The sequence below is a fragment of the Candidatus Pelagibacter sp. IMCC9063 genome, from assembly GCF_000195085.1.
Classification (GTDB): Bacteria; Pseudomonadota; Alphaproteobacteria; order Pelagibacterales; family Pelagibacteraceae; genus IMCC9063.
Genome location: NC_015380.1, coordinates 480,699 through 502,611, shown reverse-complemented (window position 1 = coordinate 502,611; position 21,913 = coordinate 480,699). Strand labels below are relative to the sequence as shown.

Annotated in this window: 30 protein-coding genes; 16 read left to right on the top strand and 14 right to left on the bottom strand. The window is 31.6% G+C overall.

Going from position 1 to position 21,913, the window contains the following annotated elements; genetic code table 11:
• Positions 1–173 precede the first annotated feature (173 nt).
• From SAR11G3_RS02645 to hemA, 3 genes are all read left to right on the top strand, one after another.
• Positions 174–371: a hypothetical protein gene (locus SAR11G3_RS02645; protein WP_013695207.1), complete on the top strand. Its 198-nt coding sequence runs from the start codon at positions 174–176 to the stop codon at positions 369–371.
• A gap of 219 nt (positions 372–590) precedes the next feature.
• A complete protein-coding gene (locus tag SAR11G3_RS02640) occupies positions 591–833 on the top strand; it encodes a hypothetical protein (RefSeq protein ID WP_013695206.1) in 243 nt (80 codons plus the stop codon).
• Between the two features lie 37 nt (positions 834–870).
• Positions 871–2,091 (top strand): 5-aminolevulinate synthase, encoded by a 1,221-nt coding sequence (hemA, locus tag SAR11G3_RS02635; protein WP_013695205.1) that lies wholly within the window; start codon positions 871–873, stop codon positions 2,089–2,091.
• A gap of 121 nt (positions 2,092–2,212) precedes the next feature.
• Here the strand turns inward: hemA and typA are convergent, their stop codons facing one another.
• The 5 genes from typA to SAR11G3_RS02610 form a co-directional block, all read right to left on the bottom strand.
• The gene (gene typA / locus SAR11G3_RS02630) at positions 2,213–4,024 is read right to left on the bottom strand and encodes a translational GTPase TypA (RefSeq protein ID WP_013695204.1); all 1,812 of its coding nucleotides are present in this window, start codon (positions 4,022–4,024) and stop codon (positions 2,213–2,215) included.
• Positions 4,025–4,095: 71 nt separating this feature from the next.
• Positions 4,096–4,272: a hypothetical protein gene (locus SAR11G3_RS02625; protein ID WP_013695203.1), complete on the bottom strand. Its 177-nt coding sequence runs from the start codon at positions 4,270–4,272 to the stop codon at positions 4,096–4,098.
• A gap of 76 nt (positions 4,273–4,348) precedes the next feature.
• The gene (locus SAR11G3_RS02620; RefSeq protein WP_013695202.1) at positions 4,349–4,555 is read right to left on the bottom strand and encodes a cold-shock protein; all 207 of its coding nucleotides are present in this window, start codon (positions 4,553–4,555) and stop codon (positions 4,349–4,351) included.
• A gap of 216 nt (positions 4,556–4,771) precedes the next feature.
• A complete protein-coding gene (locus tag SAR11G3_RS02615) occupies positions 4,772–5,869 on the bottom strand; it encodes a hypothetical protein (protein WP_013695201.1) in 1,098 nt (365 codons plus the stop codon).
• A 55-nt stretch (positions 5,870–5,924) separates the two neighbouring features.
• On the bottom strand, positions 5,925–6,266 hold the full coding sequence (locus SAR11G3_RS02610; RefSeq protein ID WP_013695200.1) for a thiol-disulfide oxidoreductase DCC family protein: 342 nt from the start codon (positions 6,264–6,266) through the stop codon (positions 5,925–5,927).
• Positions 6,267–6,366: 100 nt separating this feature from the next.
• On the opposite strand from SAR11G3_RS02610, the gene SAR11G3_RS02605 reads away from it, so the two are divergent.
• From SAR11G3_RS02605 to SAR11G3_RS02595, 4 genes are all read left to right on the top strand, one after another.
• The gene (locus SAR11G3_RS02605; RefSeq protein WP_013695199.1) at positions 6,367–6,756 is read left to right on the top strand and encodes an SxtJ family membrane protein; all 390 of its coding nucleotides are present in this window, start codon (positions 6,367–6,369) and stop codon (positions 6,754–6,756) included.
• Positions 6,757–6,758: 2 nt separating this feature from the next.
• The gene (locus tag SAR11G3_RS07480) at positions 6,759–6,908 is read left to right on the top strand and encodes a DUF5989 family protein (RefSeq protein ID WP_013695198.1); all 150 of its coding nucleotides are present in this window, start codon (positions 6,759–6,761) and stop codon (positions 6,906–6,908) included.
• Complete coding sequence (locus tag SAR11G3_RS02600; protein WP_013695197.1) at positions 6,909–8,747, top strand: carbamoyltransferase family protein; 1,839 nt, start codon at positions 6,909–6,911, stop codon at positions 8,745–8,747.
• A gap of 147 nt (positions 8,748–8,894) precedes the next feature.
• Positions 8,895–9,122, top strand: a complete 228-nt coding sequence (locus SAR11G3_RS02595) for a hypothetical protein (protein ID WP_041862335.1) — start codon at positions 8,895–8,897, stop codon at positions 9,120–9,122.
• On the opposite strand, the gene SAR11G3_RS02590 is transcribed toward SAR11G3_RS02595, so the two are convergent.
• A complete protein-coding gene (locus tag SAR11G3_RS02590) occupies positions 9,115–9,777 on the bottom strand; it encodes a DUF6134 family protein (protein ID WP_013695195.1) in 663 nt (220 codons plus the stop codon). The two genes, SAR11G3_RS02595 and SAR11G3_RS02590, sit on opposite strands and share 8 nt — an antisense overlap.
• Before the next feature lie 152 nt (positions 9,778–9,929).
• Between SAR11G3_RS02590 and SAR11G3_RS02585 the strand changes: the two genes are divergently transcribed.
• Positions 9,930–10,610 carry a uracil-DNA glycosylase gene (locus SAR11G3_RS02585; RefSeq protein WP_013695194.1) on the top strand — a complete coding sequence of 227 codons (681 nt, stop codon included), beginning with the start codon at positions 9,930–9,932 and terminating at the stop codon, positions 10,608–10,610.
• Here the strand turns inward: SAR11G3_RS02585 and SAR11G3_RS02580 are convergent.
• From SAR11G3_RS02580 to SAR11G3_RS02565, 4 genes are read right to left on the bottom strand one after another with little or no spacing between them, the layout of a single operon-like run.
• Positions 10,596–11,324, bottom strand: coding sequence for an LrgB family protein (locus SAR11G3_RS02580; protein WP_013695193.1), 729 nt, complete (start codon positions 11,322–11,324; stop codon positions 10,596–10,598). The two genes, SAR11G3_RS02585 and SAR11G3_RS02580, sit on opposite strands and share 15 nt — an antisense overlap.
• Complete coding sequence (locus SAR11G3_RS02575) at positions 11,308–11,691, bottom strand: CidA/LrgA family protein (RefSeq protein WP_013695192.1); 384 nt, start codon at positions 11,689–11,691, stop codon at positions 11,308–11,310. The genes SAR11G3_RS02580 and SAR11G3_RS02575 overlap by 17 nt, the downstream gene beginning before the upstream one ends.
• A gap of 44 nt (positions 11,692–11,735) precedes the next feature.
• Positions 11,736–12,329, bottom strand: a complete 594-nt coding sequence (locus tag SAR11G3_RS02570; protein ID WP_013695191.1) for a superoxide dismutase — start codon at positions 12,327–12,329, stop codon at positions 11,736–11,738.
• Between the two features lie 3 nt (positions 12,330–12,332).
• Positions 12,333–13,043, bottom strand: a complete 711-nt coding sequence (locus SAR11G3_RS02565) for a TVP38/TMEM64 family protein (RefSeq protein WP_013695190.1) — start codon at positions 13,041–13,043, stop codon at positions 12,333–12,335.
• An 88-nt stretch (positions 13,044–13,131) separates the two neighbouring features.
• Here SAR11G3_RS02565 and rpmH point away from each other — a divergent pair, with 88 nt between their 5' ends.
• Genes rpmH through dapE form a run of 8 tightly spaced genes read left to right on the top strand, consistent with a single transcriptional unit; the run spans position 13,132 to position 19,095 of the window.
• Complete coding sequence (gene rpmH / locus SAR11G3_RS02560; RefSeq protein ID WP_013695189.1) at positions 13,132–13,266, top strand: 50S ribosomal protein L34; 135 nt, start codon at positions 13,132–13,134, stop codon at positions 13,264–13,266.
• Between the two features lie 4 nt (positions 13,267–13,270).
• Positions 13,271–13,630: a ribonuclease P protein component gene (gene rnpA / locus SAR11G3_RS02555; protein ID WP_013695188.1), complete on the top strand. Its 360-nt coding sequence runs from the start codon at positions 13,271–13,273 to the stop codon at positions 13,628–13,630.
• A 10-nt stretch (positions 13,631–13,640) separates the two neighbouring features.
• Positions 13,641–13,898: a membrane protein insertion efficiency factor YidD gene (gene yidD, locus SAR11G3_RS02550; RefSeq protein WP_041862333.1), complete on the top strand. Its 258-nt coding sequence runs from the start codon at positions 13,641–13,643 to the stop codon at positions 13,896–13,898.
• Positions 13,888–15,582, top strand: a complete 1,695-nt coding sequence (yidC, locus tag SAR11G3_RS02545) for a membrane protein insertase YidC (RefSeq protein ID WP_013695186.1) — start codon at positions 13,888–13,890, stop codon at positions 15,580–15,582. Before yidD ends, yidC begins: the two co-directional genes overlap by 11 nt.
• Positions 15,583–16,437, top strand: a complete 855-nt coding sequence (gene argB / locus SAR11G3_RS02540) for an acetylglutamate kinase (protein ID WP_013695185.1) — start codon at positions 15,583–15,585, stop codon at positions 16,435–16,437.
• Positions 16,434–17,102, top strand: a complete 669-nt coding sequence (locus tag SAR11G3_RS02535; RefSeq protein WP_013695184.1) for a pyrimidine 5'-nucleotidase — start codon at positions 16,434–16,436, stop codon at positions 17,100–17,102. Before argB ends, SAR11G3_RS02535 begins: the two co-directional genes overlap by 4 nt.
• 4 nt (positions 17,103–17,106) lie before the next feature.
• Positions 17,107–17,934 carry a 2,3,4,5-tetrahydropyridine-2,6-dicarboxylate N-succinyltransferase gene (gene dapD / locus SAR11G3_RS02530; protein ID WP_013695183.1) on the top strand — a complete coding sequence of 276 codons (828 nt, stop codon included), beginning with the start codon at positions 17,107–17,109 and terminating at the stop codon, positions 17,932–17,934.
• Positions 17,935–19,095 carry a succinyl-diaminopimelate desuccinylase gene (gene dapE, locus SAR11G3_RS02525; protein ID WP_013695182.1) on the top strand — a complete coding sequence of 387 codons (1,161 nt, stop codon included), beginning with the start codon at positions 17,935–17,937 and terminating at the stop codon, positions 19,093–19,095. It begins immediately after the preceding gene.
• Here the strand turns inward: dapE and truA are convergent.
• The 4 genes from truA to recR are packed head-to-tail and all read right to left on the bottom strand — an operon-like array spanning position 19,075 to position 21,910.
• Positions 19,075–19,812 (bottom strand): tRNA pseudouridine(38-40) synthase TruA, encoded by a 738-nt coding sequence (gene truA, locus SAR11G3_RS02520; protein WP_013695181.1) that lies wholly within the window; start codon positions 19,810–19,812, stop codon positions 19,075–19,077. The genes dapE and truA overlap by 21 nt on opposite strands.
• Positions 19,812–20,726: a methionyl-tRNA formyltransferase gene (gene fmt, locus SAR11G3_RS02515; RefSeq protein WP_013695180.1), complete on the bottom strand. Its 915-nt coding sequence runs from the start codon at positions 20,724–20,726 to the stop codon at positions 19,812–19,814. The genes truA and fmt overlap by 1 nt, the downstream gene beginning before the upstream one ends.
• A gap of 4 nt (positions 20,727–20,730) precedes the next feature.
• On the bottom strand, positions 20,731–21,243 hold the full coding sequence (gene def / locus SAR11G3_RS02510; RefSeq protein ID WP_013695179.1) for a peptide deformylase: 513 nt from the start codon (positions 21,241–21,243) through the stop codon (positions 20,731–20,733).
• Positions 21,244–21,289: 46 nt separating this feature from the next.
• Positions 21,290–21,910 carry a recombination mediator RecR gene (gene recR, locus SAR11G3_RS02505; protein WP_013695178.1) on the bottom strand — a complete coding sequence of 207 codons (621 nt, stop codon included), beginning with the start codon at positions 21,908–21,910 and terminating at the stop codon, positions 21,290–21,292.
• Positions 21,911–21,913: the final 3 nt, after the last annotated feature.

The following is a 21,913-nucleotide window of genomic DNA, read 5'->3' as shown; positions in this document are numbered from 1 at the left end:
TGCTTCTTAGACTTACTAACCTTTGGAGCTGTACTTTTTGCTTTCTTTTTTTCTTTTTTAACGTCTTTGCTTTTTCCCATAATAACTCACTAGTTAATGTTAATTATTTTATTATTTATTTCTCAATAGTTTATATACTTTATGTTATCACAAGATTAATTTAAAGTTGTAATATGAGTGAAGAAAATCCAAAAGAAATTGACTGGAAAAAAATTGTTCGTACTTTTGCATTTAGCTTAGTTTGGTATATTTCTATATCTGCTATTTGGTGGATTATTGGTGTGGGGACTGAAATTCTTTTCACTTTGCAGGCCCAAGTTTTAATCGCTGGTCTTGCCAGTCTTATTTCTTTCCTCCAGAATCAAAAATAATTATACAATCAAGGGTTGTTGCTTTTGTGGTTGCTAAAACCCAACATTATAAAAGAAAAAACTATTGTCACAATTTGCACAAATTTATTTGCTAGTAATAATATTGGTCTCAGTATTCGTTCCTTATTTGGCCATCTTATCCTTTAGGAGTTGTGCTGAGACCAACCAAATATTCGCAATATGTCTTTAATTAAGAAACTTAAATTGTTATTTTAAACCATGATTAAAAAGATTATTATTCTAGCTTCGATCGCCGTTCCTTTTCTTATGTTTTATATTTCTTGTTATTTGGCAAAAAAAACTAAACCTGAATGGCCTGTTATTAAATTGTCTATTGTCAGTCTTTGTTTGCTTTTAAGTGTTCTTGTATATTATCGTTTCACCAATAGTTTCCCAGCTGGACAACAATATACCCCTCCCAAGTTAGAAAATGGAGAGATAGTTGCGCCAAAAGTGCAATAGATTATGTATGAAATTCTTAGTATAAATTAAATTAATAATGACATTTGACTATAACCATACTTTTGAAAATGCTCTTAATCAATTAAGAAGCGAAGGTCGCTACCGAGTGTTTAATAATATTACTCGTAAAAATGGTGAGTTTCCAAAGGCTGTTTTTAACAATGAATTAGGAATTAAATCGGATGTTACTATCTGGTGCAGCAACGACTATCTTGGAATGGGTCAGAACCCGGAAGTTATTGAGGCATTTGTGAATGCTGCTAAAGCCGTTGGTGCAGGAGCTGGTGGTACCAGAAATATTTCTGGAACCTCTAGCTATCACGTGGAGTTAGAAAGAGAACTTTGTAAATTTCATCATAAAGAAGCTGCTCTTATTTTCACTTCTGGTTATATCGCAAATGAATGTGCTTTGAGTACACTGGCTAGATTTTTGCCAGGATGCATTGTGTATTCTGATGCAAACAACCATGCTTCTATGATTGAAGGAATAAAAAATGGAAGATCAGATAAGCATATCTGGAGACATAATGATGTAGATCATTTAGAATTTTTATTAAAGCAATCACCCAAGGAACAACCTAAAATTGTAGCATTTGAATCTGTTTATTCTATGGATGGTGATTTATGTCCTATCAAAGATATTATTAGAGTATCTAAAAAATATAATGCTCTTACTTATTTGGATGAAGTTCATGGTGTTGGCCTATATGGAGATAATGGTGGTGGTTTATCTGAAAAAATGGGTGTTACTGATGAGTTAGATATTATTGAAGGAACGCTTGCTAAAGGTTTTGGAATTATGGGTGGTTATATTGCTGCCAACAAAAATATTGCTGATATTATTAGATCTTTTGCACCTGGTTTTATTTTTACAACATCTATGCCTCCAAGTATTGCAGCAGCAGCCATTGCTAGTATTCGTGTAGTAAAAAATAACCATTCTTTAAGGTTAGAGCTCCATGAGCGAGCCTGTAAACTCAAAGAATTAATGCTGGAAAGAGATCTGCCAATTATTAAAAATGATAGCCATATAGTTCCTTTGTTAGTCCGAGATTCTGCAAGATGCAAAGAGATTTCTGATATTTTGTTAAATGAATTTTCAATTTACGTACAACCTATTAACTATCCAACTGTTCCCAAAGGAACTGAGAGACTAAGATTCACACCAACCCCCTACCACGACAATCAAAAGATGCAGTATTTAGTGGATTGTCTGGATCAAATTTGGAGTGAGCTAAAGTTATCCAGAGCTGCTTGATTTATTAATTATTCACAAAGTGTATAAACCAAACATCTAGAAGTTTCATTTAGAGTCCTAAATAGAATCAAAAGGAGAACACTCGTCTTATTTTGCGCGAGTTGTTAACAGAGCCTGTGGATTAGCTTTTAGAAGCACGTTTTCTTTCGTGCTCTAGTAAGAATTTTTTTCTTAGTCTCAAGTGTTGAGGAGTGACCTCTAATAACTCATCTTCATTGATGTAAGCCATTAACTCCTCTAAATTCATAATAACCGGTGGTATCAGAGATACTGCTTCGTCATGGCCTGATGTACGCATGTTTGTAAGCTGCTTTCCTTTCATGACATTAATAACTAGATCATTTTCTCTAGAATGTTCTCCAACAATCATTCCTTGGTATACTTCTGTGTTATGAGAAACAAACATTTTACCTCTCTCCTGAAGTTTCCAAATAGCAAAAGCAACTGCCTTTCCTGTATCAATTGATATTAAAGCTCCACTTCTTCTTCCAATAATTTCACCTTTAAATGGTCCATAAGAATGAAAAATTCTGTTTAGAACTCCTGTACCTTTGGTATCTGTTAAAAATCTACTTTGATATCCAATTAGCCCTCTAGATGGTGCTTTAAAAATAATACGTTTTTTGGCAGCTCCAGTGTCTTTCATGTCTGTCATCTCAGCTTTACGCTGATTCATATTATCGATTACGCTACTTGCATATTCTTCATCCACATCAATAGTGACTTCCTCCATTGGTTCTAATTTTTGACCATCTTCTGTTTTGTATAAAACTTTTGGTCTTGATACTGTCAATTCAAAATCTTCTCTTCTCATGGTTTCAATCAAAACTCCAATTTGAAGTTCTCCTCTACCACCAATCTCGAAAGCGTCTTTTCCATCATTTTCTCTGAAAGTAATTGCAACATTGCTCTCTGCCTCTTTCATTAACCGCTCACGAATAACTGTAGAGGTAACTTTTTTACCATTTTTACCTGCAAAAGGAGAATCGTTAACCGTAATGGTTACTGACATAGTTGGAGGGTCTATTGGAGTAGATTGCAATGGTTCTTCAACTGCTACATCACAAATAGTGTCTGCAACCGAAGCATCTGCTAATCCAGCAATACAAACAATATCACCAGCAGAAACCGTTTCCGCAGGAATTCTTTCTGTACCAGCAAAAGTAAAAAGTTTGGTTAATCTTCCAGTATCCACTTCTTCGCCTTTTAAATTAATAGCTTTTACATTATCGTTCATTTTTGCAGTTCCATGAATAACCCGTCCTACTAAACATCTGCCTAAATAAGAATCTGCACTAAGCAATGTAACCAACATCGCAAAAGGTCTTTCCTTGTCGACTTTTGGTTCTGACACATGCTCTAAAATTAAATCTAATAATGGGTGTAAATTTTCTCTTGGATCTTCTAATTCTTTTGCACACCATCCAGCTCTTCCAGATGCATACAAAATAGGGAAATCTAACTGTTCGTCTGTTGCGTCTAGAGAAACAAATAAATCAAAAACTTCATCAATAACTTCTTTGGGTCTGCCATCAGGTCTGTCAATTTTATTAATAACGACAATGGGTCTTAGGCCTTGCTTTAATGCTTTTCCTAAAACAAATTTTGTCTGCGGCATTGGACCTTCTGCTGCATCAACCAAAAGAATAACACCATCTGTCATTCCAAGAACACGCTCTACTTCTCCACCAAAATCTGCGTGACCTGGCGTGTCAATAATATTCATTCGAACGTCTTTCCACATCACTGATGTAGGTTTTGCAAGAATAGTAATTCCTCTTTCTTTTTCTAAATCACCAGAATCCATTAACCGTTCAGCTACGGCCTCATTGTCTCGAAACATTCCACTTTGCTTCATAATATTATCAAGCAAGGTTGTTTTCCCGTGGTCAACGTGGGCAATAATAGCGATATTTCTTAACTTTAATTCCATATTTTCGATTGTTAATACATGTTGTTTTTTTAAAATCCAGTGAATTTTTTAATTTCGTTTATTGAAAAAAATTAATTGTCAGGATTGGTTAGATCGTCCAAAGTAATTATTTTATTAATATCGTGCATCTCTACACGTTTTTCTCTCGGAGCACTTGTAAAAGATGGAGTGGTGGTAGTGGTAGTTAAGGGGGCCCGCTTCAATTTTTTAGAAGCTAAACGACTTTTTCGTTTTTGCTCCTTTTGCATAGCACGTTCACCACGCTTTGCTTTGTAATTGTAGTGTATGCCCAAAACGGGCCTCCTAACTATTTTACGATTGGGATTATTCTTGCTTTAGATTTACTGCAGAAGGTCCTTTAGGGCCGTCTTCTACGTCAAAATTAATAGAACTTCCTTCATCTAAGTAATCTAAGCCAGCCGCTTGGACTGCAGAGATATGAACGAAAACATCTTTTTTTCCGTCTTCACGTTCAATGAAACCAAAACCTTTTTTTTCATTAAACCATTTTACTTTTCCTTTTAGACTCATTTTGTACTTTCTTGTTAGTATTAGTAATTATGTATTTGTATAAACAAATACAAACCGTTTTAAATAGAAAAACATCAACAAAGTCAAACACTGATCTTTGATGGGTAAATAAGCACTGCTATGATTACAAAATAGAAGAGTATAATTACTCTTTAATAACTAACTAATCTTTGTTTTTTCAAAATACAATAATTAATAACATTAAAAAAAAGTATACTAATTTAGTATTTTTTCAAAAATTGTAGGCCAAAATTTATTTTTATAATATTTTTTTGTTGGATGGCTAAAAATGTCATTTTTTTTAAACTCATAAGAGTTTACTGGTTTGTTAAAAAAATCAACTAATCTAATTTTGTTTTTATATTTACTTTTATTTATGACATCTTTTAGTATTAATCTATTACTAAACTTGTACTCTCCAGTTGTATGTTTTTTTAACGGGTGAATAACAAAAAACAATTTCTCTACTTCTTTATTATTAAAAACTGCATTTATGTAATTTTCTATAACTTTTGAAATAAGAAGCTTTTCTTCGCCATTAATACCATAGGTTAGTGGTGTTAATACGATAGGTGTTTTGATGAAAAAACGAAAAAATAATTTTTTACAAATATTATTGATATTCTGAAAATGAGAATAGTTATATCTATTTTTTTCTTTTAAGTAAAAATTTTTAAGGAATAAAAAAATTTTAACAGAATTTAAATTGTTAATACTTAAATCTGTATAAATTTTATTATTGAAATACTCAAATAGTATATTTTGATCCTTATTTAAAAAAGTATTGTATCTATATAGTTCATCTCCAATGTCAGTTTGATCAAAAATCAAAATCACTATATTTGGATTAATACCAAATTGATCGTATAAAATTTTAACTTGATGATAGTAAGGTGTTATTGAGTAGCTAGATATTGATGCATTGATTAAACCAAAATTATTTTTTTTAGACACATCTGAATATGTTTTAAATACATCTTTCATATTTAAAGACTCTCCCCAGGAGTCACCTTGTATTAAAATATTTAATTTCTTTTTTTTAGAAAAAGATTGTAATTGATTAAAAAAATAATCTTGCTCTTTAATTAATGTGATATATTCTTTGTCATCATACTGATCTTTGCTTCTTAGGTAGGGAATAAAACTTCTATACTCCTTGCTGATTATTTTATCTTTAATATTTCCACTTATGTTTAGATACTTTTCTACATTGCTATATTTTAATTGAATTGGCTTTATTAAAAAATAACAAGCAAACTCAAGAAGAATTAAATTAAACACAATTATAATTGCAATAAATATTTTTTTCCTCATAAGTTTAAAAATATGTCAAATTAATTAAAGAGCAAAATTAATTTTTAATGCTTAGTTAGTTTTTATTTTTTAAAAACAGGCAATATGCTGTTGCTTCATAAAATAAATGAAACAATGTAAATATAACCGGCAAGTTGAATATTTTTGATAAAATTCGATATCTAGGAATTTTAGACCAAATAATTAAGAAAGCTTTTGCTCCAGAATATAATGTTCCATTTTCGATTACATGCATTCTTCTTAATAAGCTAGTTTTGTCTAAATTGGTCATATTGGTTGCTTCAGAATTATCTGTGATATCAATAAAAACAAACTCATCTTTAGCAATCTTCTTATAATGATTAATTTCTGTCCTACAAATACTGCAAGAATTATTATAAAAAACTTTTGTGATCATAATATTAGTTCTTTATAGTACATCTAAATAAACTAAAGAAAAAACTAAACAACTAACAAGATATTAAAAACAAAAAAAATTTAACTATGATTGTAATAATTTGAAAAAAGATAATATTAAAGTAAGCAGTAACAGAAGTTTCGGACTAGTTTTTTTTATAGTTTTCTTAATTATTTCAACACTACCATTATTCAAGGGTGAAACTATTAGAATTTGGTCTATGGTCATTTCTTTTTTATTTTTAGTTTTGGGTTTATTGAATTCAAGTATTTTATCTCCATTAAATAAATTATGGTTTAAATTTGGTATTTTGCTAGGTAGTTTTGTTTCTCCAATTGTAATGAGTTTGGTTTTTTTTACAATTCTTTCGCCGATCTCTTTTGTTATGAAAATTTTAGGGAAAAATTTATTAAATTTAAAAAAAAATAATGAAAAAACTTATTGGATTGAGAGATCTGATATTAAAAGCAAGATGAAAAATCAATTTTAATTATGGACTTCTTAAAAGAATTTTTTGAATTTATAAGATATAGAAAAAAATACTGGTTACTTCCGATATTGTTAACTTTGGCATTATTTGGTGGATTGATTGTCTTAAGTCAAGGTACAGCTGTGGCTCCATTTATTTATACAATTTTTTAAGTGAAAACTATTTTAGGTATCTCAGCATTCTATCATGATAGCGCTGCAACTATTCTTGTTGATGGTAAGATTATTGCAGCAGCCCAAGAAGAAAGATTTACAAGAAAAAAACATGATTCTAGTTACCCATTTAACGCAATCGAATTTGTTTTAAATTTTACAAAACTTAAACTTAATGATGTTGATCAAATTATTTTTTTTGAGAAACCTTTTTTAAAATTTGAGAGATTGCTTGAGACTTATGTTGCTTTTGCACCAAGAGGTTTTAGGTCTTTTTGTATGGCAATGCCAATTTGGTTAAAGGACAAACTTTTTCAAAAAAAAATGCTTTTTAATGAATTGAAGAGACATGATAATAATTTTAATGATAATAAAAAAATTTTCTTTTCAGATCATCACTTAAGTCATGCTGCTAGTGCCTTTTTCCCATCCCCATTTGAAGAAGCTATAGTATTAACTGCTGATGGTGTTGGTGAATGGGCAACAACTACGGTTGCTATTGGCAAAGGTAACAGCCTTGGGATTAAAAAAGAAATACATTTCCCTCATTCTTTAGGGTTACTGTATTCGGCATTTACTTATTACACGGGTTTTAAAGTAAATAGTGGTGAATATAAACTTATGGGCTTGGCTCCTTATGGAGCGCCAATTTATGTAGACAAAATTAAAAATAATCTTATCGACATAAAGGAAGATGGATCATTTCATCTCGACCAAGCATATTTTAATTATGCAACTGGTCTAACAATGACTAATAAAAAATTTGATAACTTATTTGGCCAGAAAGTTAGAGATGCTAAACACGAAAAGCTAACTCAATTTCATATGGATATTGCTGCATCCATTCAGAAAGTAACAGAAGATATAATGATTAAAATTGCTAAATCTTTAAAAGAAGAATTTAATATACCCAACTTATGTTTAGCTGGGGGTGTTGCCCTTAATTGTGTTGCGAATGGAAAGATCCTAAAACAAAAAATATTTGATAATATTTGGATTCAGCCTGCTGCAGGCGATGCTGGTGGATCTCTGGGTGCTGCTCTAGCTTTATGGCATATTGAGCAAAATAACCCCAGAAAAGTTGATCATAATGACAGTATGCAAGGTTCTTATCTAGGACCAGAATATTCACAAAAAGAAATTGAAGAACAGCTTGATAAAGCTGGTGCAAAGTATGAAATTTTTAAAGATGAAGAATTATTAGATAAAACTGCTACAGATTTATCAAAAGAAGAAGCAATTGGATGGTTCCAAGGAAGAATGGAATTTGGACCGCGTGCACTTGGAGGAAGATCTATTCTAAGTGATCCAAGATCAGAAAAAATGCAAAAGAATTTAAATTTAAAAGTTAAATATAGAGAAAGTTTTCGTCCATTTGCACCATCAATATTAAAAGAAGATTTGTCAGATTGGTTCGATATTAATGTGAATAGCCCATACATGTTAATGGTTGCAAATATTAATAAAAATAAAACCATTAAGATGACAGAAGATCAAAAAAACTTATTTGGTATAGATAAACTAAATGTGAAAAGATCAGAAATACCAGCTGTTACTCATGTTGATTATTCTGCAAGAATACAAACTGTTTTTAAAGAAACAAATGAAAAATATTTTAGGTTAATTGAAAAGTTTAAAGAAAAAACAAATTGCCCCATTCTTATAAACACATCCTTTAATGTCAGGGGGGAACCTATTGTTAACACACCACAAGATGCATTCAATTGTTTTATGGGAACAGATCTAGATAAACTGGTTATCGGTAATTGTTACCTAGATAAAAAAAAACAGAACCATTCATTAAAAAAAAATTACTCAACACAATTTGAGTTAGATTAGTTTAATAAATTAATGGATATAATTTTCCAATTATCCTGGTAATGAATTGCATTTTCAGCAATTGATTTTGCCCCTTCACTTGAGACTTGTCTTACAATTTTACCTGGTGAACCAACAACAAAAGAGATAAAACAAAGTATTTTTAGTATGAATAAAGAAAACGCCAGTAAAATGTGGAAAATGATACAAGAAGCTGGTGATTATTTACAAGGTCAGTTACCAGATCACCTCAATCATCCCAAAGGTAGAAATCCTTACGCACATGTTGCCCTTTGCGTTAAAAATAAATTTAACAATAGCTACAAAGATATTGAGGATGAAAAGTTTAATGAAGTAACGGATTATATTGAATTCTTAAAAGAGAATCCTAATTAAGACTTATTATTTCATAACGCCAAACTCCTTTTTGATTAAGAATTTGTCTTGCAATAGCCATATCTTTTTTTCGATACCATATTTGGGTATCTAGTCCTTCTCCCCTGATATTAAAAACTGAAGTTTTGGTTACCTGCCCTTTTACTTCTATTGTTTCATTTTTGAGAAAAGTAACTTTTTGATTTCGCATCTTACAAGTGATACCTGAAATTTGTGTATTTTTTTTTAAAATTTCATGGTTCCAATAAGAAGAAATTGCAAAATCTTTATTTAAAGAGCCTTTATAATTGGTTCCCTCTATTAAATAATTTTTATTATTTTGTGCCTCTATATTGCAAAATTTCAATTTTCCATTGTCGGAAGTTTTAGAATTAAATCTAAATAGAAGTCCGTCCTGATCGTATATTTCTGTGCCTTCAGATTGGTATTTATAAAATGAAATCCCTAGTTTTTTAATTTCAAACTGGATCTCATTTTTAACCGTTAACATTCCTTTGTCTCTACTAAAAATAATATTATGATAACCAACCTTGTTATCGTTTCTATATATTTCAAATTTTATTTCGTTTAAATTTTCATAATGCTGAATATGAGCATTGGATATTCCAATAAGCATAAGCACAAAAACAATTATTAAAGAAATAATTTTACTCATTAAGAAAACTTATACTTTGTATTTAATTGTAAAAAAAATTAAAAATAAGTTACATGCTATTTTGAACAAAATACCGCAGGCATGGATACTGTTAATTCTTACGTTGTCTTAAATCTATACGCCAAAATCTAAGGTGTTATATTAAAAATTCTATGAAGATAAGTTTAGATAATTTAAATCAAACAATTACCAATTGTTCTAAGTGCCCGAGATTAGTTGCTTTTAGAAAAAAAATTTCAAAAGAAAAAAGGAAACAATACCGTAATCAAATCTACTGGGGGAAACCTACTCCTGGATTTGGCGATAAAAAATCAAAAATAATCATTTTTGGTCTCGCGCCAGCAGCTCACGGAGCTACTAGAACGGGCCGTGTATTTACAGGAGATAAATCAGGAGATCTTCTGTTTAAGTGCCTTTACAAAGCGGGTCTATCTAATCAGTCAACCTCTACTGATATTAACGATGGTTTAAAACTATCCTGCTTTATAACCAATGTTTTAAAATGTGTGCCTCCAGGAGATAAGCCAGAATTAAAAGAATTATTAAACTGTTCTAAGTTTTTGGAAGGAGAACTACATATCCTAAGAGAGGCCAAAATTTTGGTTACAATTGGTAAAGTGGCTTTTGATGAAATATTAAAATTTTATCAAAGGAAGTATTCGCTTGATAAAAAAAATTATATTTTTGGTCATGGTAAAAAATATAAACTTCCAGATGGGAAGTTGTTGGTAAGCTCTTACCACACCTCTCCAAGAAATTTTAATACAGGCTTAATAAATGAAAGGAAAATTACAAATCTTTTTAAATTAGTAAAAAAATTAAAAATTAATTAGTTTAAATAATAGTGGTATTAAAATAGATGTCGCAATTCCACTTAAACCCAGAGCTAATGCAGCAAATACACCTGCGGTTTTATTTTTGCTCATAGCCCTAGCAGTCCCTATTCCATGACTAGCAAGTCCAAAAGCAAATCCTCGTGCGGTCATATCTTTTACTCTCAATACATCTAAAGCAAATGTACCAAAAGAAGCTCCTACAATTCCTGTGATGATTGTAATAATTGCGGTTAAAGAAGGAACACCCCCTATAAGCTCCGAGATACCCATGGCAATAGGAGCGGTGACAGATCGTGGTATCATACTATAAATAATTTCAAGATCTAAATTCATTAATTTTGCAAAAAAGTAAGTGCTGAAAATTGCAAATAAAGAACCTAGGACAAGTGAAATAAAAATACTTCCTGATTCTTTTTTAATTAGATGAATTTGTTTGCAAATGGGTATGGCCAAAGCAACGGTAGCTGGTCCCAACATAAAATGAATAAACTTTGCTCCATTAAAATATCTTTCGTAAGAAACATCCGTACCAATTAAAATGCCCGACACAATTAATATAGAAATAGCAACTGGATTCACTAATGGGTTTAGCTTGGATTTTTTATAAAAATAATCTCCAATTAAAAAAGCGCCAATGGTTAAAGTAAGCCAAAACAGAGATTCTGCCTGTAAATAAACCCAAATATTATATAATTTATTTTTTTCTATCATTTTTTTTAAATCGATTATTGATGGCTTCCATAACAAGCGCTGTAAAACCAATAGTTAAAATGGTACTAAAAAAAATTACCCCCAAAACCTCGATATAATTTTTTTCTAAATAAGAAAGATGCATCACAACACCCACTCCTATTGGGACAAACAGCAAGGAAAGGTAATTAGAAATATGAGTAGCTGTAGAAACGATTTCATTTTTTGCTTTATTAACAAAAATATTTTTACTATTTTTTAATAATATAAAGCTAATTAATAAAAGAATTAAGCCAATAACTGGTCCTGGAATAGTAAGTTCGAAATATTTTTGAACGGATTCTCCAATAAGCTGAAACAGAAAAATTATAAAAATACTTTTTAACATTCTCTTTCTCTTATTTGTGATCGACTATGTCTGAAATATAAAAACTAATCTAATTGAGAGGCAACAAATTCCCAGTTAGCAAGATCATTAACAAAAGCTTTTAAATAGTCAGGTCTTCTATTTCGATAATCAACATAATAAGAATGCTCCCACACATCACAACCAAAGATAGGTTTCATATTGTCGACCAAAGGATTAGATGCGTTTGCAGTTTTGGTAACTACTAACTTTCCGTTATTAATTGCTAGCCAAGCCCAACCAGACCCAAACTGTGTGGTACCTGCTTGAATAAAATCTTGTTTAAATTGGTCTACACTTCCAAAGTCTGAAATAATTCTTTTTTCTAGTTCTGGCGGCATTGCTCCACCACCTTTTGGCTTCATGCAATTCCAAAATAAAATATGATTCCAATGCTGTCCTGCATTATTAAAAATCCCAGCTTTAGACGTGTCCGCTGCAGTCTTGCTAATAATTTCTTCTAAGGACAATCCAGAAAGATCTGTGTCTTTAACAAAGTTATTCAAGTTAGTAATGTATGTTTGATGATGTTTGCCGTGATGAAGATCAAGAGTCTCCTCAGACATTACTGGAGCTAAAGCATTTTTTGGGTAGTTTAAAGTTGGAAGTTCAAATGTCATAATTTATTTTCTAAAATATTTTTTTTTTAAATAGTTAGAAAATAATACCATAAAACCCATTCCTAATAAAGGAAGAAATATTTCTGGAGTATAAAACAAATCAAAACTCAATTGTTTGTTATTTTCAAATGCCCCAGCAAATCCACTGGCAATACTAACAGAGATAATGATGGGCACCAATTCTCCAAAAAAAGTGGCTAAAAAAAAATTCTTTACTTTCATATTAAACAAAACTGGCATGACATTTTTAACTGGAAAAGGAATTCCAGGAATGACACGAATAAAAAAGAAATAACTAAATTCATTTTCGTTAAAGTGTTTTGTTAATGAAGAAAATTTGCTGCTTAGATACTGATGAACTAAATCTTTAAAATAATGATTGGCAAACACATAAAGAAGCGAGGCTCCTATAGAAAATGAAACAATAGAAAGTACTGATCCCCACACCACTCCAAAAGCAAAGCCAGCAATAATTACCAAAGGCAATCCAAAGCCCATTAGAAATACCCATATAATGGCTACTAAAAAATAGATAACTGACAATAAAATAAAGTTTTGATCTCTAAAATTGAATATTCTTTCTTTATTGTTTTTTAAAAACTCCAGATCTAAAAAGGAATTGGCTCCATAATAAAAAAACAAGACAACCACCAAAGTCACAATGGATAAATAGGCAAGGCCTATCACTATTTTTAGCTTGGAAAATTTTTTCATATATTGATATTTAATACTTAATTTATCCTGTACATCCTAAATCTAATTACCTATAAATAGCGAAAATTTAAATATAGCAAATATAGCAATGAAACGTACATTTCAACCAAGCAAAAAAGTAAGAGCTAGAAGACACGGATTCCGTTCGCGAATGGCTACTAAAAGTGGAGTAAAAGTCATAGCAAGAAGAAGAGCAAAAGGTAGAAAAAGAATATCTGCTTAGTGTAATGGCAGCTTCCATCCAATTTGAAAGTCTTTCTGGCAATACTGAATTTAAACAGATTTTAAAAAGTAAAAAAATAATATCAAAATTATTTACGATTTATTATAGAAAACTAGAGCAAGAACTAAGCAATAATCGAAAAGTAGTGTTAAGCTGTGTTTCTGCAAAAAAACTTGGTAACGCAGTCAAAAGAAATAAAATTAGAAGAAGATTAAAAATGGCAACCAGAAAAGCAATTGTAGAACTGAGCTCTTCGTTTAACAAAAAATATAAATACGCAATTTTTGCAAAAGCAAAAGTATATGACGAGAACTTTCAAAATTTAGTAGAAGAGCTGAAGAGCAAATTTAAAGAAGCAAATTAAAAGTACATTTATGAATAAATTCTTGAGTCAATGCGTCATCGGTATAATAAAGGGTTATAAATATTTAATTTCTCCTTTGTTGCATCATTCTTGTAGATTTGAACCGACATGTTCTGATTATTTTATAGATTCAGTTAAAGTGCATGGTTGTCTTAAAGGTTGTGGCAAGGGAATTCTTCGAATATTAAAATGTCATCCTCTAACTTGGTTGGGTGGTAGCGCTGGATACGACCCTGTACAGAAAGAAAAAATATATAATGGATACTAAAAATATTTTAACAGCCATTATTCTTTCCACTATTATTATTGTAGGTTGGCAAGTGCTTGTAATAGATCCTGAAATAAAAAAAGAACAGGCAAAAGTAGAAAAAACCATACAAACAAAACCAACCGCGGGAAAGCCATCGGCTCCATCTTTAAATAAAAAAATTCAAGTACAGAAAAAAAAAGTATCTAGACAAGAAGCCCTATTAACAGATCAAAGAGTAAAATTAGACAATGCAAAAATTACTGGTTCTATTTCTTTAGTAGGTGCACTGATTGATGATGTCACATTAAAAAATTACCAAGAAAGCCTTGATGAAAATAGCAAACAAGTAGTTATTCTAAATCCTAAAAAAATTAACAAAGGATATTATTTAGAAAGTGGCTGGGCCAGTGCTAATAATATTAATGTCCCTGATAACAATAGTGTTTGGAAACTTACTAGAAACAGAACTCTTACCCCCAGAACTCCTATAGAATTAGAATGGGACAATCAAAACGGCTTAGTTTTTACAAAAAAAATTGAGGTTGATGATCAGTATTTATTCTCTATTACCGAAAGTATTAAAAACAATTCTAAAGCTAATGTTGATCTTTTTCACTACTCTCAAATAACTAGAAAAGAAAAACCACAAGTTCAAGATTTTTACATTCTGCATGAGGGTTTAGTTGGAGTGATTGATGAAACCCTTCAAGAAGAAGATTATGACGATGTTAAGGACAAGAACCAAAAATACCAAGGGACTTCAGGTTGGCTTGGTATTACAGACAAATATTGGCTCACAGCAATTGTTCCACAAAAAAAACAAGCCTTTAATGCAGAATTTATTTACGACACTGCTTACAAGGCTAATTATATTTTAACTAACCCAACATCCATTCCATCTGGGAAAATAAATTCAAGCTCTTCTCAATTTTTTATAGGAGCTAAAGAAGTAAAGACAATTGATGGATACGCAGAATCTGCGAATATCAACAAATTTGATTTAGCGATTGATTGGGGATGGTTTTACTTTTTTACAAAACCTTTATTTTTTATCATCGATTATTTATATAATTTTTCAGGTAATTTTGGATGGGCCATTGTTTTATTGACTGCTGGAATAAGAATTTTATTTTTTCCACTTGCAAACTACTCTTTTGCATCTATGGCTAAAATGAAAGCTCTACAGCCAGAAATAGCTAGAATGAAAGATTTATATAAAGATGATAAACAAAAAATTCAAACGGAAATGATGGGGCTATATAGAAAAGAAAAAATCAATCCTGTTTCTGGTTGTTTACCGATGCTAATTCAAATTCCATTTTTTTTCGCTATTTACAAAATGCTATTTGTAACTTTAGAAATGAGACACGCTCCATTCTTTGGTTGGATTCAAGACTTGTCAGCACCTGACCCAACTTCGTTGTTTAATTTGTTTGGTTTAATACCATGGGATCCTCCTTCATTTTTAATGATTGGTGTATGGCCTATTTTAATGGGTGTAAGCATGTGGATTCAGCAGAAGCTAAATCCTGCTCCAACTGATCCTATACAAGCTAAGATATTTGCATTCTTTCCTCTATTCTTAACTGTAATGCTAGCTTCGTTTCCTTCGGGACTGGTAGTCTATTGGACGGTTAACAACGTTCTAACTATGGCTCAGCAATATGTAATTATTAGAAAAACTACAATCAAAACAGTCTAGATGGATTTTTCTGAGTTTTGGCCCAAAGAGGCTCCTCCCCTAAAAGAAGCAACTAAGTTCATTGAAAAATATCAAAATAAAAAAATTATTTTAAAGTACGGTGGCCAGGTTATGGCAACTGACCAGTTAACCAAGGCTTTTGCCCAAGACGCTGCCGTCTGTAAGAGAATTGGTATAAAGCCAATTGTTATTCATGGTGGTGGCCCTCAAATCAAAATAAAATTAAAAAAACATGATATTGAATCTAAATTTATTTTAGGTTTAAGGGTAACAGATGAAAAAGTTATTAAAATAGTAGAAGAAGTTTTGCTTAATGAAATTAACCCAGATTTGGTAAACACTATTCAACAATATGGAGCTAAAGCTGAATCTGTAACCGTTAAAAAAAACAATATTATTCATGTTACTAAAGCTATTAATCCTGAGCTTGGATTTGTCGCTGAGCCAGAAAATATAAATATAGAACTACTTAATACTTTTATTGAAAAAGGATTAGTTCCAGTAGTAGCTCCTATGGGAATGGATTCTAAAGGACAAATATATAATATTAATGCGGACACTGCTGCTGGAACCATAGCAAATGAAATTAATGCTGAAAGATTGTTGCTAATGACTGATGTTCCTGGTGTAAATGATAAGAATGGAAATTTAATATCAAGACTGACTATTGCAGAGGCTGAAGAGCTAATACAAAATGAAACAATTACCGGTGGAATGATTCCTAAAATTAGAACCTGCGTATCTGCTATTCAAGGAGGTGTGAAAGGCGTTGTAATTATTGATGGAAGAAAACCTCATGCTGTTTTACATGAGTTATTTTCCAGCACTGGAGCAGGAACATTAATTATTCAATGATAGAACTTAAAAATATTCGTCATTGGATTTTTGATTTAGATAATACTCTTTATCCAAATACTACTAACTTATTTGACAAGATTGATGATTTAATGTGTCAGTTTATAGAAGAAAACCTAAGTGTATCTAAGGAAGAAGCTTTAAAAATTAAAAATACTTATTTTCATGACCACGGAACTACACTTAATGGCTTAATGAAAAAGCACGATATTGATCCAGATAAATTTTTAGAATTTGTACATGATATTGACTATACATTGCTTAATAAAGATGAAGAGTTAGGGATCCAAATCGAGAAATTGCCAGGAGAGAAAGTTATTTTTACGAATGGTACTAGAAAACATGCTAAAAAAGTAACTGAACGACTGGGTATAGAAAAACATTTTACTAAAATGTTCGATATAGTTGACTCAAAATTTATGCCTAAGCCAGAGGTGGAACCTTATCATTTGTTAATTTCTACCCACAATCTAGATCCAAAAAAGAGTATTTTTTTTGAAGATATTGCTAAAAATTTATTACCTGCTCATAACTTGGGAATGAAAACGGCCTGGATTGAAAATGATGATAGCTACTGTAAAGAAGGATATGATGGAAAGCATGTTCATTATAAGGTAAAAAATCTCATTGATTTTTTAACTGAAATAAATAAAAACATTAATTAAAATTATGGAACTAGAAAACACAATCAATCAAGCTTGGGAAGTAAGAGACACTATTTCTAAAGACTCCGACTCAAAAATTATTACGGCTATTGAGCATACTATTGAATCTCTTGACCAGGGCAAAATAAGAGTTTCAGAAAAAAAAGGTGACAATTGGATCGTTCACGAATGGATTAAAAAAGCGATACTTTTAAGCTTCAGGGTTAATGAAATGGAAACTTTAAGTGGTCCCTATAGCAGCTGGTACGATAAAGCTCATTTAATAAAAGGGAAAACAGCAGGATGGAACAAAGAAGATCACGTTAAAGCAGGATTTAGAATGGTACCAAACTCTCCTGTTAGAAAAGGATCCTTTGTTGGAAAAAATGCTGTCCTTATGCCATGCTTTATTAATATAGGCGGTTATGTAGATGAAGGTACTATGATTGACACATGGTCCACCGTTGGTTCTTGTGCTCAAATAGGAAAAAATTGCCATATCAGTGGTGGAGTTGGAATTGGTGGAGTCCTAGAGCCTCTTCAAGCCAGTCCGGTGATCATTGAAGACAACTGTTTTATTGGAGCAAGATCAGAAGTTGCAGAAGGTGTCATTGTTCGAGAAGGCTCTGTTATTTCTATGGGTGTTTATCTTGGGGCTTCTACAAAAATTTATGACCGAAAAACAAAATCAATTTCTTACGGAAAAATACCTCCCTACTCAGTGGTGGTAGCCGGTAGCATGCCAAGCAACAATGATAAAGATGGTCCAAACTTATACTGCGCGGTCATCGTAAAAACTGTAGATGAAAAAACAAGAAGCAAAACTTCTGTTAATGATTTACTAAGAGAGTAAATGGCAAAAATTATTAACGAACTTTCATTCACTAAAGAACTAATCAAAATACCAAGTGTTACACCGATTGATGCGGGAGCAATTGATCTTGTTACAAAGCGACTTAAATCTCTAGGGTTTAAATGCACAATTCTTAACTTTAAAGATAAAAATACACCTCCCATAAAAAACCTATATGCGAGACTGGGCACATCTTCTCCCAATTTTTGTTTTGCAGGACATACTGATGTAGTTCCAACAGGAAACGCAAAGTCTTGGGATGCGGGTCCATTTTCAGGAATAGTAAAAAATGGAAAAATTTATGGAAGAGGCGCTAGCGATATGAAGGGTGGAATTGCTTGCTTTATTGCTGCAGTTAGCGAATTTATAAAAGACCAAAAAAAATTTAAAGGTTCAATTAGTTTTATTATTACTGGAGACGAAGAAGGAGTAGCCATCAACGGAACCAAAAAAGTGGTGAATTATTTAAAAAAGAAAAAAGAAAAAATTGACTTTTGTATTGTCGGAGAACCTTCTAATAGAAAAGTTTTAGGACAAATGATGAAAATAGGGAGAAGAGGAAGTATTACAACACATCTAACCCTATCAGGAATTCAAGGCCATGTTGCTTACCCTCATGAAGCATGTAACCCTTCTACTCCTTTAATAAAAATACTAGATAAATTAAAATCAACTAAATTAGATAATGGAACAAATAATTTTCAACCTTCGAATTTAGAAATTACCAAAATTGGGACTGATAGCCATGCTGACAATGTTATTCCAGCAACTTCCTCTGCAACTTTTAATATTAGATTTAACAACAAGCATAACCACTCTTCTTTAAAAAAAAAGATTTCTACTATCGTTCAGACAATAGCCAAAAAATATAAGTGCAAACCTATTGTTAAATTTTCAGAAACTGGAACAGCCTTTATTACAAAGCCGGGAGAGACCGTACGCATGATGTCTCAAGTAATTAAAAAAATTACAAATAAAAAGCCAGTTCTTTCCACCAGTGGTGGAACTTCTGATGCAAGATTTATTAAAGACATTGCTCCCTGTGTAGAATTTGGCTTAGTTGGCAACACTATGCATAAAATTAATGAATGTGTGTCCGTAAATGATTTAAAAAAATTAAAAAAGATATACTACAAAGTATTAGAAACTTACTTTAAGTAAGTACAATCCGCAGGCTGGAGCAAGCGCGGCACACCTAGATCTATCTTTAGAATCTAAAGCGGATTGTAAATCACGTATACTCCACTTTTCCTCTCCAATAAGTTTCAATGCACCAATCATAGACCTCACTTGATGTTGCAAAAAAGATTTAGACTGAAAAGTAATTAAAATTTCTTCATTACGAGCAAATGCCTCTGTGTATTCAATGGTTCTAATAGGCGAGGAGGCTTCACAAGAGGCTGCACGAAAAGTAGTAAAATCATGGGTCCCTTCAAAAATTTTTATTGCAGCAAAAATTAATTTCTCATTTAAGGGTTTTGAGATATGCCATGCTTTGTTTTTATCAATGGCTAATGGTGCAGCTCTATTGATAATCAAATATTCATAAGTTCTTAGAATGGCACTTCGTCGTGCATCAAAATTATCATCAACAATTTCTGTGCTTAAAATACTAATAAGTTCTTTTTTTAAGTAATGATTGAGTGCACTAGTAATTGTATATTCATCTAAATTTGTGTTGGAATCAAAATGAATAACCTGCCCTTTTGCATGAACTCCCGTGTCCGTTCTCCCAGATCCATGAATTCTAATTTTTTCTTGCGTAATAGATTTTAAACTTTTTTCAACAGCTTCTTGAACTGAATATCCGTTTGTTTGTCTTTGCCACCCCACAAAAGATGTCCCATCATATTCAACAATACACTTATATCTTCTCATTACTTAAGTTGTGTAGATTCTGGAATGGCAAATCCTAATAAAAATATTTTTATTGGTTGAATTTTTTTTCCAGGTCTCTGTATTTCTTTAACAGAAATTGATCCTTTTCCACAAGCTATTTGAAGATTATCATTCATAACCGTGCCTGGTTCTCCTTCTCCACTTCCATAGCTAGCTTTCCAAATTTTTATTTTTTCACCCCTATATTCAAAGTATGCTCCTGGTCTAGGATTTAACCCATTAATTTGGGCAATGATTGCTTTGGCATCTCTGCTCCAATCAATTGTCTCATCTTCTTTTTTAATTTTTTTGGCATAGGTTGCTGCGTTGTCGTCTTGAGGAATATATACAGCTTCTTTTTTTTCAACTAAATGAATAGCTTCTAAAATTTTATCGGCTCCTATTTCAGATAAGTTTTGCTCGACCTGCCCTGTGGTACTATTTTCATTTAATTCAATTTCCTGTTTAATTAATACTGGACCAGCATCCAATTGCTCTTCAATCTGCATAATCGATATCCCTGTGAAAGTATCTTGCTCCATAATTGATCTTTGTATTGGTGCTGCTCCTCTCCATTTAGGTAAAATAGATGCATGTATATTTAAAAATCCATGCTCTGGAATTTCTAAAAAATTTTTTAAAATAATTTGACCATACGCAACTACAATAGCCAAATCAAAGGTTAGTGATTTAAAATATTCCCAATCATTATCTAGTTTACTAGGAGTTCTAATGTTTAAATTATTATTATCTGCAAATTCATGAACTGGACTTTTTTCAATCTTCATTCCTCTATTAGATTTTCTAGGCGGCTGCGAATACACAGCAACGATATCTATTTCACTTTCACAAATTTTTTTTAAAGCAGGTACGGCAAACTGAGGCGTACCCATGAAAACAACTTTAAGTGTCATAATTTTATTCTTGATTTTTTTGAGCTTTAGTTAATTTTTTTATAATAAAAGCTTTTTTTAATTTTGAAAGGTAATCTATAAACAATGTTCCATTGCAGTGATCTATTTCATGTTGAATACATGTTGCTAGCAATCCATCTGCTTTTAAAGTTTTTTCTTTTCCACTATAATCTAAATATTTAACATGACACGCTTCCGGTCTCTTTATATTTCCAAAATGCCCAGGTATAGAAAGGCAACCCTCTTGTTTTGTTTCAAGAATATCTGATTTCCAAACTATTTTTGGATTAACAAAAAAAATTGGTTTTTTTAGACTCGTTTCTCCCGAGATATCAATAACAATAATTCTTTTTAAAATACCTACCTGTACTGCAGCTAGGCCAATTCCTGGAGCCGCATACATAGTCTCCAGCATATTTTTCATTAACTTTTTTATTTCCCCATTGACTTCCTTGACAGGTAGGGACTTTTTTCTAAGAATAGGATCTGGCTCTTTTACAATTGTAAGAATGCTCATAAAAATAAGACTAAAATAGATATAAATTTACATCAAGTTCGAAAGTTTAATCAGAAACTAAGGAACTTCTGAATTTAAAAGCTGAGAATAAAGTTCCGTCATCTAAATACTCAATTTCACCACCTACAGGCAACCCATGTGCTAATTTCGTAACTTTTACACCCAAATCTTTAATACTATCGTTAATATAATGAGCTGTAGTTTGGCCTTCAATTGTAGCTGAAGTTGCAAGTATTACCTCTTTTATTTTGTTTTCTTTTATCCGATTTAGCAATGAATTGATGAGTAGATCTTCAGGACTTGAATTTCCAAGAGCTGAAAGAGTTCCACCTAGAATGTGATAATGACCCTGAAATACATTGGTACTTTCCATAGCCCACATGTCTGCAATATTTTCAACTACACATATCTGTTCATAATTCTTGGGAGAATAAGAGCATTTTTTAATATCGCACTTTACTTCTTTGGACTTTATATTCCCACACAAATTACACCTAATGATTTTTGCATGAACTTTTTCCAATGATTTAGAAAGAGGCTTCATGACATTTTCTCTATTTTTTAATAAATAAAGCGCAATCCTTCTTGAAGATTTTGGTCCGAGGCCAGGTAATTTTGAAACTAAGGCTATAAGTTCATCTAGATCTGGTTCGGTTGAAAAATTCATTTA

Bases quoted from the DNA above. Each gene is read 5' to 3' on its own strand.
- SAR11G3_RS02645 (WP_013695207.1), top strand. From the start codon at position 174: ATGAGTGAAGAAAATCCAAAAGAAATTGACTGGAAAAAAATTGTTCGT.
- SAR11G3_RS02640 (WP_013695206.1), top strand. From the start codon at position 591: ATGATTAAAAAGATTATTATTCTAGCTTCGATCGCCGTTCCTTTTCTT.
- hemA (WP_013695205.1), top strand. From the start codon at position 871: ATGACATTTGACTATAACCATACTTTTGAAAATGCTCTTAATCAATTA.
- typA (WP_013695204.1), bottom strand. From the start codon at position 4,024: ATGGAATTAAAGTTAAGAAATATCGCTATTATTGCCCACGTTGACCAC.
- SAR11G3_RS02625 (WP_013695203.1), bottom strand. From the start codon at position 4,272: ATGCAAAAGGAGCAAAAACGAAAAAGTCGTTTAGCTTCTAAAAAATTG.
- SAR11G3_RS02620 (WP_013695202.1), bottom strand. From the start codon at position 4,555: ATGAGTCTAAAAGGAAAAGTAAAATGGTTTAATGAAAAAAAAGGTTTT.
- SAR11G3_RS02615 (WP_013695201.1), bottom strand. From the start codon at position 5,869: ATGAGGAAAAAAATATTTATTGCAATTATAATTGTGTTTAATTTAATT.
- SAR11G3_RS02610 (WP_013695200.1), bottom strand. From the start codon at position 6,266: ATGATCACAAAAGTTTTTTATAATAATTCTTGCAGTATTTGTAGGACA.
- SAR11G3_RS07480 (WP_013695198.1), top strand. From the start codon at position 6,759: ATGGACTTCTTAAAAGAATTTTTTGAATTTATAAGATATAGAAAAAAA.
- SAR11G3_RS02595 (WP_041862335.1), top strand. From the start codon at position 8,895: ATGAATAAAGAAAACGCCAGTAAAATGTGGAAAATGATACAAGAAGCT.
- SAR11G3_RS02590 (WP_013695195.1), bottom strand. From the start codon at position 9,777: ATGAGTAAAATTATTTCTTTAATAATTGTTTTTGTGCTTATGCTTATT.
- SAR11G3_RS02585 (WP_013695194.1), top strand. From the start codon at position 9,930: ATGAAGATAAGTTTAGATAATTTAAATCAAACAATTACCAATTGTTCT.
- SAR11G3_RS02580 (WP_013695193.1), bottom strand. From the start codon at position 11,324: ATGATAGAAAAAAATAAATTATATAATATTTGGGTTTATTTACAGGCA.
- SAR11G3_RS02575 (WP_013695192.1), bottom strand. From the start codon at position 11,691: ATGTTAAAAAGTATTTTTATAATTTTTCTGTTTCAGCTTATTGGAGAA.
- SAR11G3_RS02570 (WP_013695191.1), bottom strand. From the start codon at position 12,329: ATGACATTTGAACTTCCAACTTTAAACTACCCAAAAAATGCTTTAGCT.
- SAR11G3_RS02565 (WP_013695190.1), bottom strand. From the start codon at position 13,043: ATGAAAAAATTTTCCAAGCTAAAAATAGTGATAGGCCTTGCCTATTTA.
- rpmH (WP_013695189.1), top strand. From the start codon at position 13,132: ATGAAACGTACATTTCAACCAAGCAAAAAAGTAAGAGCTAGAAGACAC.
- rnpA (WP_013695188.1), top strand. From the start codon at position 13,271: ATGGCAGCTTCCATCCAATTTGAAAGTCTTTCTGGCAATACTGAATTT.
- yidD (WP_041862333.1), top strand. From the start codon at position 13,641: ATGAATAAATTCTTGAGTCAATGCGTCATCGGTATAATAAAGGGTTAT.
- yidC (WP_013695186.1), top strand. From the start codon at position 13,888: ATGGATACTAAAAATATTTTAACAGCCATTATTCTTTCCACTATTATT.
- argB (WP_013695185.1), top strand. From the start codon at position 15,583: ATGGATTTTTCTGAGTTTTGGCCCAAAGAGGCTCCTCCCCTAAAAGAA.
- SAR11G3_RS02535 (WP_013695184.1), top strand. From the start codon at position 16,434: ATGATAGAACTTAAAAATATTCGTCATTGGATTTTTGATTTAGATAAT.
- dapD (WP_013695183.1), top strand. From the start codon at position 17,107: ATGGAACTAGAAAACACAATCAATCAAGCTTGGGAAGTAAGAGACACT.
- dapE (WP_013695182.1), top strand. From the start codon at position 17,935: ATGGCAAAAATTATTAACGAACTTTCATTCACTAAAGAACTAATCAAA.
- truA (WP_013695181.1), bottom strand. From the start codon at position 19,812: ATGAGAAGATATAAGTGTATTGTTGAATATGATGGGACATCTTTTGTG.
- fmt (WP_013695180.1), bottom strand. From the start codon at position 20,726: ATGACACTTAAAGTTGTTTTCATGGGTACGCCTCAGTTTGCCGTACCT.
- def (WP_013695179.1), bottom strand. From the start codon at position 21,243: ATGAGCATTCTTACAATTGTAAAAGAGCCAGATCCTATTCTTAGAAAA.
- recR (WP_013695178.1), bottom strand. From the start codon at position 21,910: ATGAATTTTTCAACCGAACCAGATCTAGATGAACTTATAGCCTTAGTT.